Raw genomic sequence first — 14,224 nt, 5'->3', positions numbered from 1 at the left:
GCAGGCGTCCGGCCTTCATCAGGCCGCCGCGCGCGAAAGGGATGCTCAGCGGCCTCCGAACGACGGCCTAGCTCCTGCATGGCCGGCCGCTGGTGCGCTGGCAGGCGCTCGATGTCCGCCGTGATTTGACTACGACTCGGCCGGGCGTCCTGCGCCCAGCGCGCACCTGGGCGCCAGCCGCCGCCGCGCGGAACCGAGCAGGCACCGGGATCGTCGTCTACCGGCAGTGATAGGAACGCGGGCGGCTCAAGCCGCGCGCGCGGTCGTTCCTGCCGCCACAGCCGCTCGATCGGGAGCAGCGGCAGGCAGAGCGAGGCGACCCGTAGCATCGCAGCCCTCCATTATGAGTGAGAAAGGCGCGCCATTCCGCTGCCGGACGAGCTCCACATTCCAGCGAGGCGTTCCGACGCCGGGAATGCCAAGCGGCGCGGACGGCGCGCTCGCGATTCGCCACCGCGTGGTCGCCGCCGACGGTTCAGTGAGCGGGCACGCACCAGAGCGCCGCCACCGCCGAAAGAGAAAGACAGGCACCGCCCGTTCGCCAGCAGCAAGCTGGAGGCGACGCGTCGCGGTCATATCCGCCCGGCGGACCTCCCCCACGACTGCCGCAAGCGACCCATGGCGGACGCTGTCCTCCATGACGGCCAGGACGTCCTTGTCCTCTCTCGCTTCAACGAAGAGCGTCCGGTCAGGATGCAGTCCGACCTGCTCAAGCCCAGGACTGAAGAGGTCGAAGCGGGTCACTGCCCAGACAATTATCTCTCCGGCCAAGCTCAAGCGAGCGGCGATGCCTGCCAGGAAAAGCGTCGCAGCCGCGTCGTCGACGAGACCCGACCCGGCGGCCGACACCTCATGCAACGCTGATCGGCTGAGCCCACGACCGGACAGCCGCGCATCAAGGGCGTCGATCCCGAACGGCAGGCAGCCGACCTCACGGAGCGGCGCGCCCGCGTCCGCGATCTGCGCGCGCAGCCGTTCGATGAGCTTGGGTCGTGGCGATTGCGCGTCCATCAGGTTCCAATAGAATCATATGTTCGCCTTATGTTCCGACGATGAGCAGGATGCGTCAAGGATTCGAATCTCGCTGTGACGCCGCTTTGTATGCCGGGTTGCATGTGGTTCGTTCGCGCAACGCGGGGCGAACGCCTGTTGCAGTCAACGAAATGGGGCTGTCACTGACGCGATCGAGCCGCCTCAATCTCCTCGGGTTCCTCATCGTCGACGTTTTTGAGGCTCGTTTGCGCGCTATCATCAGCCTTCAAAAGCTCGTCGAGCTTCGCATGGATGGCCTGCGTGTCTCGGTGCTCGGCCCGCTGAATGAACAGCGTCATCAGCCAAGTCGCGATCGTCGCCACGCCATTGCCAATCGAAAGTCTCGGGTTCGAGTATGAGCCAGGCGACCGTGTAGACGACGACAATCAGAAAGGCGGCCGGATGAGCGGCAAGCACGCCAATCTTGGTGAGAGCGCTTCGGATGAGCTGAGATGACATCGGCTGCTAACGGGCGCCCCTAGCCGCCGTTCCTCTTCACCTACCGAGCAACACTTTGACACGCTCGCGCGATCCGTCCCCCATTGCCCCATTCGCGATGATAAATGGCGTGTCGCCCCCGGAGCTGCCAACGGCTTCGGTTCGCCTTGCTCGACAGCACGGCGCCAGGGGGCGGCCGTATCGTCCCGGCTATCACGCTCGATCTGCATCCGCGGCGTGAGCGCGGTTGTCCGCAAAGCCGTCGATCCCATGGATTGCTCGATCACGGATGACACCAGGCCTGGGGAAGGGGCGGCAGCGCCCGTCGGCGGGGGCGTCAGGGGCGTCGATACCAAGCAAGCGGATGCGCACCGGCCCGGCGCGTAGCGTGTCGCCCTCCACCACGCGGAGAGGGCTGACAGGACGGCTAGGGCAAGGCGATGATCAGCATAGACGCGACCCAGCGCCCTATGACGCGCCCTCCACATCGCCGCAGTCCAGAAGGTCGTAGAACGAAGGCGTGCGAATTGGCAGAATAGACATGAGGTCGCCTCCGGTCGCTGAGGGGGACCGGGGAGGGGCCATCAAGCATTCCGACAAAAAATGGTGGATGCTACGGCAACGCCCTGACACCCCAGGCTCCGCACCGACCGAGACCGCTTCGACCGGGCGGGCGCCCCCGTTGCTGGCGCAGCTCCGGGGGGTAAACATCCCGGTCGTTCACGGACCCGCTGTTCACTTGGACCCTACCAGAAAGATAGGGTGTCAAGATGATCGGGTGCGTTGCCGGACGTATGCTCGATGCCTCGGCCAGTGGATCATACACGCGCCGTTGGCGTTACCGAGACGCTCTAACGTTATGCATCCCGTCCCGGCGTCATCGAGGAACGTGCTTTGAATCAGACGAAACAGGATGATCTTGCGGATACCGTCGGAATGGACGCGGCTCGGTCTGAGCTGCTGACCGAGATCGTCGCCAAGGTTGGCAGCCCGGATCCGGAAGCCTCGGACGATGATCTCGATCTATGGTGGGGTTTGGTCGAGATCGACCGTCTCGCAAGCGGGCTCACGTTGGCCACGATCGCCAAGCTGTCGCACCCGGGCGGTGATGAGCATCCGGCCGGTCCTTGGCTTCAAACGTCGGATGAGACAGGTGATGCGCCCACTCAACTCACACCGCAGGGTAAATTGGCCATCAGACAGTCTGGCGCCTTACACCGAGAAGCATGATCCGGTGCGCCACCCGCACCTGGCTTGGCTAGCCGATCTGCTCGACGAGAAGCGATCCCGCCGGTAGCGGCTTCAGCACCTCGCGCGCCGGTATCCTCGGGTCCAGCCAGTCGATCCAGCCGCTACGGTCCAGAACGACGATCTGGCGGTCATGGTAGGGCGCGATGTCGGGTCCCGGCGGCATCGTGAGCATCGTGAACGCCTCTCCGACCGTAGGATCCGTTCGCCAGATTCCCGCAATGCAGAATAGCGGTTGATCCTTCCGCGTGAACAACCACTTGTCCTTGCGCTTTTTCGAAGCGTCGCTGGGGGCGGTGAACTCGTAAAAGCCATCCGCCACGATCAGGCAGCGTCCTGAGTCGAACTCGCGACCATCAGAACGGAAATTGTAAACCGGCTTGCCCGTGGGCCCAGGCCAACTCCAGCGGCGCTGCACGAGATCGCCGCAACCGCGCTCCAACGTGCGGACGATTGGCGCCATGTCCGTTATCTTGATGTCCTGCCGGGCCTCGATGTTCGGCATTCCTTCGGAGAAGTCGATGCGAATTTTCAAATCCGCGAAATCTTCGACGATCGACGCGGCGTCCACCAAAAGACGATAGTCGTTACACATTAAAACCGCCCGCACCGTGCATCAAACGTCGTTCCTATTATGTTCGACCTATGCAGGCAATAGCGTTCGAGTCCGACGCGCCGCTGGCCGCCAGACGCTCTGAAAACTGGTTCTACCTCGCCGGTATCAGGCGCCCGTCCGTCCATGGGTACCCCGAGACTTATGCGATACTGACCTTAGCGGCGAAGCCGGAGGTGGCCCGATATCAGGATCGCCAGAGGCGCTGATCAGGCGCAACCGGCACCTACACTTGTTGAATATGACGCGGCCGGAGGATGAGCTGCCCAAGACGCCTCCGCCACGAACATTCCTTTGCGAAGAAATCGATCCGCAGCCGTCTTTTGTCTCTCTAGGGGCAATGTCAGCGCGCCTTCGGAGCGAAACGTGTGCGCGTGTTTCAAATCCGATCGTGATTGCACGGCCGCTCGCCTCCAAAGCTATCGTTGAAAGCCGTCTTGTATGCACCAACGACCGATCGCAGGTCAGAGGTTGAGCGATATACCCAATTCGCGGCCGCCATCAGACTCCCATGTTGGCCCTTGCCAATATCGACCCGTACAAACAGTATCACACAGCTAGAAATTGGTTCGACTCGGAGTCGAATTGTTATGGGAGGAAGGAATGGCAGTATCCGACGAGACTCTCGCGCAACCGCTCGAATGGCGCGACACGGCGCTCTGGCCGATGCTGGATGATCTGCAAGGCAATATCCTAAAAGGGCACGGCCGAGATCATACGATGAACCACTTTCTGCGGTTCGACAGCGCGAAAATTGCGGCCGTGAAGGGGCAAATTCAGGCGATCGGGACGCAGGTAACCAGCGCAATTCGACAGCTTCATGAGGCTGAGGCCTTCCGTGAGTTTGGTCGGCCGGGTGGCACGAATGTCTTTTTCTTCTTGAGTGCCAGTGGTTACGCGAAGCTGGGTATCACGCCGCCTTCGGGTGACGCTTTCAAAAATGGGATGGATTCCCGTTCGCTTGGCGATCCTTCGATGAGTGAGTGGGAGACGCATTTCCAACATATTGATGCCCTGCTTATCGTGGCTGACGACAGTGTAACGAAGGTCGCGAATGCGGCTGCACATTTGACCGCACGATTCCAAACAAGCGGCATTGAAATTGTGGGTGTCGACGCCGGGCACGCTCTGAGAAGCGATCCTTCGCTCAATGAGCCGAAGGGGCGCGGCATCGAGCACTTCGGTTATGTCGATGGTCGCAGTCAGCCGTTGCTCCTGGTTGACGAAGTCCAGCGCGAGATCAGCCTCGAAGGTGAATTTAGCGGATGGGATCCGCAGTTCGGACCGGGCGACGCGGCGCTTGTCCGCGATCCGGGTGGCAAAACGCCTGACAGTTTCGGCAGTTTCCTCGTGTACCGAAAGCTCGAGCAAAATGTGCGGGACTTTAAGTTGCGGGAGAAAGCCCTCGCTGCCGAATTAGGTTTGACTGGCGACGATGATGAGCGTGCTGGCGCAATGGTCGTGGGGCGTTTCGAGGACGGCACGCCTCTCATTTCTGCGCCGGCAGCTACCGACCCTAATCCTACACCGAACAATTTCAATTACGACGACGACCCGCTTGGGCTTAAATGTCCCATACATGCCCATGTTCGAAAAGTGAATCCGCGGGTCCCCAACGATGCCGAACAACGCTCACATTTAATGCCCAGACGTGGTATCCCATTCGGCGACCCGGATCGCGACCTCGAAGATGAAGACAGCTTTCCCACAGGCGGCGTTGGCCTGCTCTTCATGGCGTACAACAAGGAATTAGAGCGGCAGTTCGAGGTAACTCAGCAGTTCTGGGCAAACAGCTTTGATTTTCCGAATGGCACCGCACATGGCGCTGACGGCATAATGGGCCAGGGCATCAATGATGATCAGATGTGGAACTCGGAATATGGAGAGCCGGGGGAAGAAAAGCCGTTCCGCTTTGCCAACTTCGTCACGATGAGAGGCGGGGGATATTTCTTTGCGCCATCCAAGAGCTTCCTAAAAACGCTCATTCAGTAAGCTAGCCGTTGCGCGCATGCCTCCGTCTTGAGCGAGGCCCGCGCAGGCGAGCCGTCCGCCATGAAAGCCAACCTCTTGGACGCAGGCTGCGGGTTCGATCAGGATCGGTCCTCGATGAGTGCCCCGCGAAGCACGTGATGAGTTTCGCGGGGCATCGAGCGGACTCCTAAGCGTCGGTAGCGTCCGGTTTTGGCTTACGTCCGCGCTTTGGGGTGATCTTCTCAATCACTGTCTCTACCGCTGCGCTCACGGCGCCCGCCGCTTCAGCTAAATTCGAGTTGCGGACTCGCTTGGCGGGGACATCAATCGGAGTCTCTTCCACCATGGGCTTCCGTCCGAGACCGATTTGGTGCGCAAGCGCGCGACGTTGCTCGGCATATTCGGCCGCGACCATCGGATAGTCCTGGGCGAGGCCGAAAGCCTCGCGGTAGCTCTCGGGCGTGTGACCGTGGATGCTGAGATGGCGGCGGAGCACCTTGTAAGGCTTGCCGTCAATCATGCTGATCAGGTGGCTGGGCTTGATCGAAGCGCGAGCCGACACCGCACCCTTCGGTTTCTCTGGAGCATCCGGGGCTGCAGGCGTGCCGAGGCCGGCCAATGCTTGATGAACTACGCTGATCAGATTAGCGATCTCACCCGTATGCGCCCTATTATTGCTAACATGCGCCGCTACGATGTCAGCCGTCAGTTCGATCAGATCATTATTGTCAGCGTCGGCCACGTGTTGCTCCCAAATCCAGCCAACGGCTTGTAAATCAACCCTGTCTCATTTTCGAGCTTTTTTCGGAGCTTGGTTTGCCCGAGAGACTGCAATTCATCTGCCGATAAAATCGGTGCAGATCTGAGATTTTTCTGCGATTGGCGTCGTTGCGGCCGCTTGAGGGCGATGAACGGGACGGTTTGAAGCACGCGGAGGCGCGTGCGTACCATTTGCGGCCCGCGCACATATCGCTCAACATGCATTCGGCGGCCCCAAACGCGCCTGTATCATTGCGGAAGAAGGAAGCTCGGGTTTCCAGGGTATTGATCGAGCTAGGAAATGTCTGCAACCAGCGCTGGCGGCGCCAAACGAACATTTCGAAATTTGGCATAATCAGCGAAGTGTCGTCGAGAGTTCTGCTTTTCGGAAAGTCGAGCGGGCGCCGCCTCCGACCCCGTCGCCAGGGCAGACCCACGCGCAGGGCACGGTCGCCGCAGTACGGGCCGGCCGCTGCTGCCTCCCCCTATGATAAACCGCCACCCGCCGTTGATAGCGACAAAGTTTGCCGCGCCACGCTACGACGCCGTCGCGCCGCGTCGATCCTCAATCATAATGGACGGGCCGCCGCGCGTGCCGCTTACCTGGCAACGATGCTGCAGCACGGTCGGCCCGGCCAACCGCGACAACGGGTGTGCTATATCCAAACGATCAAGGAGTCGGACGTGATCCCATTTGCAATGGTAATGCTGGCATTGGGAGAACAGCCGACGGACGCGGTCCTCCCCGTCTCGGGAACGATCTCTATGAGAGCGATGCAATCGGGAAACAGCGCGCGATCGCTGGAGGCCCCATTTGTCAATGCGGTGGGGCAGGCCTTTTCCGATCGGGGCTTCACCACGCTGGATGGCCAAGGCCACGCTCGGTTCACGGCCGACATCAAAGTGAGCAGGGATCAGCTCGGCACGACATCAGCCGCTGCTTCAAAATCTCGATCGGGTTTGCGGAGCGGCGAGGGAACGAATGTTGTCGGTGCGGGGCTGAGCTTCTCGCTTCCCAGCAGCAAATCGCGGATCGTGCCGCTGTTGCGCACAAGGCTGGAGGTCCAGATACGCAGACAGGGTGATCAGGCGGTTCTCTGGAAGGGAGCTGCGGTGACCGTACGACCCGGATCTACGCCGACAGGCGACGACGGAGCAGTGGCGGCTGACTTGAGCGACGCGCTGCTACGCGGCTATCCCGCGCAGTCCGATGAGGTCATCAGCATACCCTGACAATAGCGAAGAGGATCGGCAAGATTTTCTCAAAGGCTCGCGAGATGGTGATGCTCCGTTTTTAGATGACCGGGCGTTCAAAAGCGTTCTCGAGCATCGGGTTCAGGAAAAAAAGGCGAAAACGCGGCGCTGCTCAGGTCAAGATCCGCGAGCGGCCCGGACGGTCGATTGTCGATGCGCGGCTCGACGCGCCGGCCCGCTGGCCCGGTGTCTCCCTTCCTTACCGGCCAAGCCGGATCGTCTTCGACACGGCCGACGAGCATCCCACCACTCCGGTCGAATCTGTTGCGATGGAACCGGTTCCGGCGCCTATTCCAAATCATGATCCTTGCCTGCCCAAGCGCACCGTCCCGGAGCGACTGCTCTCGGCGTCGCAGCTCGAAATGTGGTCTATGCGGGCCACGCCTGGTCACAGACCATCCCCGGCGAGCTTCAAGGCCAATAAGGAAGGCGTCGGTCTGAAGCTCGCCGAGGATGTCTATCGCAAGGGCTTCTTCCTGAGCAACGGCACCGGCGCCGGCAAGGAGCGCCAGATCGCCCGCTGGCTTCTCGATAACTGGCTGGAGGGCAGACAGCGCAACATCTGGGTGACGAAAAAAACGCGCCTCTGCTGGACGATACACTTGCGATTGGACCGGGCTTGGTGGTCTCAGCGACGACATCCAGCCGGTCTCCAACTGGAGATCGACGAGCCAATCAAGCTCGATCAGGGCGTCCTGCTGTGGACGCCTGCCCGGCGGTTGCCTTCGTTCCCCCGCAGCGGCTCTGAAGCCAAACAGTCAAGAGCCGATCTGCGCTGTGACGAAGACAAGGAGCCAGCCTCGATAGCCGACGCAGCGCCAGCAGATGCGCGGCAGGAGCACGGCCCATCGGGACCAAGCCGTGCTCCGCCGCGCGAACACGTCGGCGGTGGAACCACCCCTCACCGAGACATGCGATTAAGCCAGCGGGCGTTACGGCGGCGCTATCGAAAAAGAACAACGCCACGTTCGGCAAAAGTTTTTAGCTGTACCGCGCCTCCCGCTGCGGCTTTCTGGTGCCGCGGCGCCTCTTAAAATCAGCTAAGTAAATTTTTTGTTGTTGGCCGGCGACCGCCTCGTGAGACGATCCGCTGCATTGAGAATATACCTGAGCGTGCGCCGAAGCTCGCCGACCTGCTCAATCGGGCCGGCGGATGGTTGCGACGGGGCCGACGGCTCGTTTCCGCTGAGTAGTGCCTTGGAGCGGATTGCAGCTCGGCAGCTGCAATCGATAGATTGATACTGGGCGGCCTTCCCCGGTGGGCGCCTGGGCTGCAACGCCCGTCATCGGGTGGCGGTTCAGGACGCACCCCCAGGGGCCGTTGTCCGGCCACAGAGCTGCGGCAAGCCCGCTCCCACGCTAATCCGCAAAAGTGTCGCCCATCTGTTCGTTTGAGCTAAGGCGCTTGAGGCGGATTGCCGCCTTCAACTCGACACCGCTAACTGACTCTGGGTCCATCCATCCGGACCCTGGCTCGCAAGGCGCCAAGCCCTGGTCGAGATCATCATAACCCTGCATATCGCGGCCCGCGATGTGTGCGCCGAACCAATTGACTCCGCCATGCAATCGAGCCCGGCCGCACACCCGCGTGCTCCTCGCATGATGGAAAATCGGTCTAATCCGAACGAGCTAACGCCGCAATCCCAGGCCTATGTCATTCGTCAGGACGATCGCGGCATCGGACTCGATATTATGACCGGGACGTACGTGGAGGGCAAGCAAGTGGCTGACGACGAACTTCGGTCAGCTCGGCCTCCCTTACTGAGATCGCCTAGCCGACCGGCCTGCGAGTTGCTGCCTGATCCCGCTGCCGCTGCTCGGCGAACGGAAACAAGACACTTACGCCTTCTGCAAGCGCAAGAAGCGGATGCCGGGCGCGATGTGGTTGCAGGTAACCGACAAGCCGCCGTTTGCGGCAGCCGGCGTTTGACAGCCAGTATGCGATGGCCTCGGCTTTTGCATGGTGGCTGCGACCCGATCGAGATGGCCGCTCCGGTCCACTCGAAGGCCATGGTCACAATTCTCGAGCCTGATGAAACAGGCGGTGGCTGATTGGCTCGTAGGATCATAGCACCGCGTTGCAGGCCCTATCTCGCAGGACCTTTGGCGGTGCGCGGCCCCGAATTTCCGACTAGGACGCTGATATGACCGAACCCCAGCAGCCGGCCGTCCCGCGCTTCGACCTTCCCGGCCTCGAGCGACACGATTATGCGGCTCTCGATTGGCAACCGATCGAAACGTACGAGCGCGGGAGCAGCTTCCTCGCGCTGCTCATAGATGCGCAGCGGCGGATGATACTTGGTGCCTTGGCCGACAACGGCGAATGGTGCGAATATCTCGACGGTGAGCTTCTCCCGAAGGATTTCGCCCCCGTCGAGTGGGCAGCGCCAACCTCCCAAATGATACAGGCGCTGGCTTTCGGCTGAGCCGCCGCTGCTGGTAGGTCGGCTCTCAAGCTGCCTTGGGGCCGCTATGGCTAAGAGCCGCTTCTCCCGCATGCCAGGAAACCGCGCCGCGTGATTTCAGAACGAATTATGGGCCTGCGCAGCAACGGTTCTCAAGCAGCATGGCGAAGCGCGATCGATCATGCCGCTGGTCGCGTTGCGCGGAGGTCGCCTCGTTCAATGCGAATGTGCCAGATCTGCTCGCGAAATTGACGGACGGGCGGGAGGCCCTTCTGCGATAGGGGCGCCGGCGCGAAGCGATTGTCGCTACTTATCGACGTTGCTTGCGGCACATGTCAGCGATCTCCATCCTGCCATCCTGCTCGCGCAGCACCGTGATGATCTTCCCCTCACTGAACCTAGTCTCTTTAACGTTGTCTGCTCGCGAGCCGGACTCTAGCTCAAAATGGGTGGAGTTTGAGCGGAGCACGTCAGATCGGCAGATGATCTCAGCAATCGGGATCAACAAGCTACTGGCTTCGCCGATCCAGGTAGACGTGCCTGGATCGGTCAGAAGCTCCGTGCCGCTACCCCGCTCCTGCGGTTCAATCTGCATCGCTTCGCAGCGCAATTCCCACCCCTTAAGGGCCATCGACGCTCTTGCTGACCAGGATGTTGACCGCGACGCGCCGCCTCTAAGCCTTATCTTCGGGCGTTTCGTTGCTGGCTAGCCGATTGGCCTTAGCCATGCCTGTCGGGGTCAGCATACGGTATGGCTTCCATCCGCAATTCTGCTGAAGGTAATCGATTACGCGAGCGGCGCGCTTCTCGCTGAGCTGCTCGTTGAAGTCCTCGCCTCCAGTCGAGTCGGTATAACCTACCACGAGCATCAACGCGTTCTCGGTCGCTTGCGCGGCAGATCCTGCAGTGCAGAGACCGGTCTTGTCTTCCGCAGACAGCTCGGCCTTACCCGTGTCGAAGTGGACGTTCGTTGTGCTCTTGACATTAAATTTATCAATATCGCCAACGCGGCCTCGCAGAGCCTCGGTAGCGGCTGACTGCTCCTCAAAGCGCTGAGATGTTCCGTTGTGAATCATAGTCGCCGTCTTGAGGTCGGTTCTTCGATAAGTGATCCGGCTCGCTAAGAGGCCACTACCCGACTGATCGCCCCCGCCCTGCAGAGTTTTGACGGTGACCGGAAGGCCATTGAGCAGCGCATCTGCCGCCGTCGGCTTTCTCCGCTGGCTGCTAAATAGTCCACTTGCCGCTTTGATGCGGGTAGCGCCGTTGATCGCGACGTCCGTGTTGCTGCCATAGCAGCAGTAATTCTTATCCTATCGCCATTCCGCGCAGAGATGACGCCTTTAATCTCTGGCCCACGGGCACCGCCATTCACGATGATGGTGGGGTTAAGCGTGGTGAGCTGCTGCGCAAACACGCTACCAGGCAACGACACAGTCAGAACGACAAGGATCACGCGGCCTGAAACTGGAAAGGTAGTACGCATTGAACCACTCCCCTTGTTTTGCTGCTCGGGTCTGGTCCGCTAAACCTGTCGGCGCGATGACGAGGATCGGCCCCATTCCGAGGGCAGCTAGTTGGAATGTGCTGTACGCCAAACCGATCGCATGCTGTCGTTTGGACTGTGCTTTTGCATCCAGGGTGGGCAAAACGAAGCCTATGTACGGACCTCTGCGTGGGTGGGCGGATTACCAGAGGGCAGCCGGTCCCACGGGCGTTGCGCTCGGAAGGTGCAATGGGCGGTGCCAGAACCCCGCGCACTGGGCCGTTTAATGGATGCTAATAGTGTAGGAGAGCGGCACGCGCGCTTTCGGTCAGCTCGGTATAAACCGCCGCTCGCTCACACAGCGAATTGGGGGCTGCGAGCGGCCAAGGCCTTGAGGAAAATCCACCTTTCTCGTTCGATAGGGTCCGGTCCATTCGGGGCGAAAAACAGGCTGCGGAAACGCCCGAATGCTATCTTTCTGCGGTTCCAGCTTCAGTCGGCAAAGCCGGCTATGACTGTCGTTTGGCTGATAACGCATTGATGATATCCATAAGTCATCTTTTACGGCGCGCTCACCGTGTGGCGGCAACCATTCGGCTTTTCACAGCGAATTGTTAGGACAGCGTGATATGGTCGGGCAGTGTAGCTTCGGAGTTCTTTGTGCAGGCCATCGAGCCACTTTTCGAGGACGGAACTATTGACTTGAGAGACGGCATTTTTACTCGCTTCCTTTTCAAGGACTGCCTATTGCTTGCCGGTGACGGAGGCTTCTTATTCGTGGGGCCGATACGCTTCATCGGCGCGGTCCGCGTTCGAACTGGCAGGAACATGTCCGCGCAAGCCACAGAGCCTCAGCGAGTGGCATCGGACCGGCGGCGAGGGCAGTCTGATCTTTGAAGATATTTGAGCTGAGAACGTAGCGTGTGCCAAGTCATGCTTTTGGAAGGCATTGCCGACCAGATGTGCGGATTGCCAATCAAATGCAGCCTTCTCAACCCCTTCGGCGCTTCAGGTGTCCAGGCGCAGTCGGTAGATATATGTATCGCCACGGAAAACGCCTTCGACATATTCGACCATCGGCCCGTCGCGCAGATAGGTACGCCGTTTGATCAGCAGGCAGGGCACCTGCTCGTCGAAGCCGAAAATATCGCGCTCCGACGCGGTCGGCACCGTCGCTTCGATCGTCTGATCGCAATAGGCCGGGATCAGATTATGGGCGGCCAATTGCCCGTAGATCGAGCCGCTGTAGTCGGCTTTTTCCAGATCGGGTGCAGCATCGAGGCTGTACCAGGCGGTCTCGCGTGACAGCGGAACCTCGTCACCCAGCCGGACGCGCACGAGATAGAGGAAGCGCGCGGTGGAGGGCAGGCCGAACAGGGACGCCACCGACCGGTCCGAAACGATCCGCTGCTCAAGCACGCGCGTCGACGGGCGGCGGCCAAGTTCCGTCATCTCCTGCGTGAAACCGCGCAAACGATCCATGCCGGAGCGAAGCTTCGTCGCCTCTTGCGGAACGGTGGAGCCCTGCCGGCCCTGCCCGACGATCAGCCGCCGTTCGCGAAGCATGCTGTAGCTTTGCTGCACCGTCGATCGGCTCACACCAAGGTCTGCGGCAAGCTGCCGCTCGGAGGGCAGTTTGGTGCCGCCGGCGATCTGGCCGCTCGCGATAAGCTGCGACAACTGCTCCTCCAGCTGGATATAGAGGGGCCGCGTCGTCTCGTGATCGAGCCTGATCAGGTCATGCATGGAACGGAAACCTCCGCCATGCCTGTCGTAAGAGCGTAAAGAGCCCGCCGGCTGATGGGTTGGGCGGAATGCATGCGTCGGGGTATCTGGCCGAGTATATGAGGGGGGAGCGCGTTATCATATCAGTAGCGTCTGCACGATGAACGTCACTCCCTCCGTCTTCGTGCTTGGGAGCTTCGTCGCCGCATTTTCGATGAAGGTGGCGCGGCTTCCATCATCCGGCGAATCCCTCCGGGGCGAGTCATTGCTGCTCGAGGCCGGAGGCAAGGGTCTGAACGTCGCGATCGCCGCCCGACGGCTTGGAGCCGATGTCGACGGTATCGTCGCGGCCGGCAGCGATCGGTTCGCCGGCATGGCGGCGGAGGCACTCGCGGGCGCGGATCTGCCCGAACGAATGCTGGTCCGATTTCCCGGCGCCAGCGGCGCTGGCGTCGGGCTGATCGACGCCCATGGCGAGAATGTCATCGCCGTATATCCGGGCGCGAACGAACTGCTGTCCGCCCGCGATATCGAGGCGACGGAGGACCGGCTCGCCCACAGCCATGCAGTCCTCGCCCAGTTCGAAATCGGCGACGCGCCGATCGCGGCGGCCTTCGCGTCGGCACGGCGTCGCGGCGTCGAGACCGTTCTCAATCCGTCTCCGTTTCGTCCGGTCGCGCCGGCGATCCTTGCCGTCACGGATATCCTCGTCGTTAACGCGACGGAAGCAGCCGCCTTGTGTGCGGCGCAGACGGAGATGGGGGGCATAGCCGGCGGCCATGCCGACGATTTGGCAGCCCTGGCCGGCGCTTTGTTCGGCGCAGGGATCAAGGTGGTCGTCATGACGCTGGGTGCGGACGGCGCCGTACTGTGGCACCGCGACGGCACCTGTTTGCGGCAACCCGCTTTCGCGACCGAGGCGATCGACGCTACGGGGTGCGGCGACGCGTTTCTGGCCGGCCTCGTGGTCGGCTTCGCGCGCACGCGCGACTGGGCGAGGGCCTTGCAGGTCGCCTCGGCCTGCGGCGCGATCACCTGCAGCAAGATCGGTGTGATCGATGCCCTGCCGACATGGGCAAAAGCTGCGGAACTGGTGGATAGGCTGATCATCTAATCAACCGTCCACGTCGCTTCGGTCGGTTATGGTATGGACTTTCCGGTCCAAAGCGGCAACCGTATGCGCGATAGGGTTAACGGAGTCGAAAGACGCCGGAAGGCCATATCGGGTCAGCGGTTGGGGGGCGTTGCGTCGAGATGAGACGGTATGCAGGGCTTGCATGCGCCGTGCTTGGG

The 14,224-nt window shown here is 61.2% G+C and carries 12 protein-coding genes and 1 pseudogene; 6 read left to right on the top strand and 7 right to left on the bottom strand.

Translation table 11 applies throughout. From position 1 onward, the window contains the following. Positions 1 to 246: 246 nt before the first annotated feature. Together Q4F19_RS09585 and Q4F19_RS09580 are read right to left on the bottom strand one after the other, a co-directional pair. Positions 247 to 1,011, bottom strand: a complete 765-nt coding sequence (locus Q4F19_RS09585) for an ImuA family protein (protein WP_303541908.1) — start codon at positions 1,009 to 1,011, stop codon at positions 247 to 249. Positions 1,012 to 1,172: 161 nt separating this feature from the next. Continuing rightward, positions 1,173 to 1,355 (bottom strand): low affinity iron permease family protein, encoded by a 183-nt coding sequence (locus Q4F19_RS09580; RefSeq protein ID WP_303541907.1) that lies wholly within the window; start codon positions 1,353 to 1,355, stop codon positions 1,173 to 1,175. 1,009 nt (positions 1,356 to 2,364) lie between these two features. Here Q4F19_RS09580 and Q4F19_RS09575 point away from each other — a divergent pair. Further along, on the top strand, positions 2,365 to 2,700 hold the full coding sequence (locus Q4F19_RS09575; RefSeq protein ID WP_303541905.1) for a hypothetical protein: 336 nt from the start codon (positions 2,365 to 2,367) through the stop codon (positions 2,698 to 2,700). 28 nt (positions 2,701 to 2,728) lie between these two features. Here the strand turns inward: Q4F19_RS09575 and Q4F19_RS09570 are convergent, their stop codons facing one another. Continuing rightward, entirely contained in the window at positions 2,729 to 3,313 is a 585-nt protein-coding gene (locus tag Q4F19_RS09570) for an SOS response-associated peptidase (protein WP_303541903.1), read from the bottom strand. Positions 3,314 to 3,934: 621 nt separating this feature from the next. Here Q4F19_RS09570 and Q4F19_RS09565 point away from each other — a divergent pair. Then, positions 3,935 to 5,323, top strand: a complete 1,389-nt coding sequence (locus tag Q4F19_RS09565; protein ID WP_303541901.1) for a Dyp-type peroxidase — start codon at positions 3,935 to 3,937, stop codon at positions 5,321 to 5,323. A gap of 166 nt (positions 5,324 to 5,489) precedes the next feature. Here the strand turns inward: Q4F19_RS09565 and Q4F19_RS09560 are convergent, their stop codons facing one another. Continuing rightward, positions 5,490 to 6,044 (bottom strand): Ros/MucR family transcriptional regulator, encoded by a 555-nt coding sequence (locus Q4F19_RS09560; protein WP_341850180.1) that lies wholly within the window; start codon positions 6,042 to 6,044, stop codon positions 5,490 to 5,492. Between the two features lie 701 nt (positions 6,045 to 6,745). On the opposite strand from Q4F19_RS09560, the gene Q4F19_RS09555 reads away from it, so the two are divergent. From Q4F19_RS09555 to Q4F19_RS09545, 3 genes are all read left to right on the top strand, one after another. Continuing rightward, positions 6,746 to 7,294, top strand: a complete 549-nt coding sequence (locus Q4F19_RS09555) for a hypothetical protein (RefSeq protein WP_303541900.1) — start codon at positions 6,746 to 6,748, stop codon at positions 7,292 to 7,294. 65 nt (positions 7,295 to 7,359) lie between these two features. Beyond that, entirely contained in the window at positions 7,360 to 8,349 is a 990-nt protein-coding gene (locus Q4F19_RS09550; protein WP_303541898.1) for a strawberry notch-like NTP hydrolase domain-containing protein, read from the top strand. 1,110 nt (positions 8,350 to 9,459) lie between these two features. Beyond that, a complete protein-coding gene (locus Q4F19_RS09545; RefSeq protein ID WP_303541896.1) occupies positions 9,460 to 9,741 on the top strand; it encodes a hypothetical protein in 282 nt (93 codons plus the stop codon). Positions 9,742 to 10,030: 289 nt separating this feature from the next. Here the strand turns inward: Q4F19_RS09545 and Q4F19_RS09540 are convergent, their stop codons facing one another. The 3 genes and pseudogenes from Q4F19_RS09540 to Q4F19_RS09530 form a co-directional block, all read right to left on the bottom strand. After that, positions 10,031 to 10,351, bottom strand: a complete 321-nt coding sequence (locus Q4F19_RS09540; RefSeq protein ID WP_303541895.1) for a hypothetical protein — start codon at positions 10,349 to 10,351, stop codon at positions 10,031 to 10,033. Positions 10,352 to 10,394: 43 nt separating this feature from the next. Next, positions 10,395 to 11,206 (bottom strand): annotated as a pseudogene (locus Q4F19_RS09535) (OmpA family protein). Positions 11,207 to 12,214: 1,008 nt separating this feature from the next. After that, positions 12,215 to 12,952, bottom strand: coding sequence for a GntR family transcriptional regulator (locus Q4F19_RS09530; RefSeq protein ID WP_303541893.1), 738 nt, complete (start codon positions 12,950 to 12,952; stop codon positions 12,215 to 12,217). A gap of 139 nt (positions 12,953 to 13,091) precedes the next feature. Between Q4F19_RS09530 and Q4F19_RS09525 the strand changes: the two genes are divergently transcribed. After that, a complete protein-coding gene (locus Q4F19_RS09525; RefSeq protein ID WP_341850179.1) occupies positions 13,092 to 14,045 on the top strand; it encodes a PfkB family carbohydrate kinase in 954 nt (317 codons plus the stop codon). Positions 14,046 to 14,224 lie beyond the last annotated feature (179 nt).

It is taken from the genome of Sphingomonas natans (genome assembly GCF_030546695.1).
Taxonomy (GTDB): domain Bacteria; phylum Pseudomonadota; class Alphaproteobacteria; order Sphingomonadales; family Sphingomonadaceae; genus Sphingomonas_I; species Sphingomonas_I natans.
Note: the sequence above shows the minus strand (reverse complement) of the source record. Positions and strands in the feature narration are given on the sequence as shown.

Bases quoted from the DNA above. Each gene is read 5' to 3' on its own strand.
- Q4F19_RS09550 (WP_303541898.1), top strand. From the start codon at position 7,360: ATGACCGGGCGTTCAAAAGCGTTCTCGAGCATCGGGTTCAGGAAAAAA.
- Q4F19_RS09525 (WP_341850179.1), top strand. From the start codon at position 13,092: ATGAACGTCACTCCCTCCGTCTTCGTGCTTGGGAGCTTCGTCGCCGCA.
- Q4F19_RS09545 (WP_303541896.1), top strand. From the start codon at position 9,460: ATGACCGAACCCCAGCAGCCGGCCGTCCCGCGCTTCGACCTTCCCGGC.
- Q4F19_RS09570 (WP_303541903.1), bottom strand. From the start codon at position 3,313: ATGTGTAACGACTATCGTCTTTTGGTGGACGCCGCGTCGATCGTCGAA.
- Q4F19_RS09530 (WP_303541893.1), bottom strand. From the start codon at position 12,952: ATGCATGACCTGATCAGGCTCGATCACGAGACGACGCGGCCCCTCTAT.
- Q4F19_RS09565 (WP_303541901.1), top strand. From the start codon at position 3,935: ATGGCAGTATCCGACGAGACTCTCGCGCAACCGCTCGAATGGCGCGAC.
- Q4F19_RS09540 (WP_303541895.1), bottom strand. From the start codon at position 10,351: ATGGCCCTTAAGGGGTGGGAATTGCGCTGCGAAGCGATGCAGATTGAA.
- Q4F19_RS09585 (WP_303541908.1), bottom strand. From the start codon at position 1,011: ATGGACGCGCAATCGCCACGACCCAAGCTCATCGAACGGCTGCGCGCG.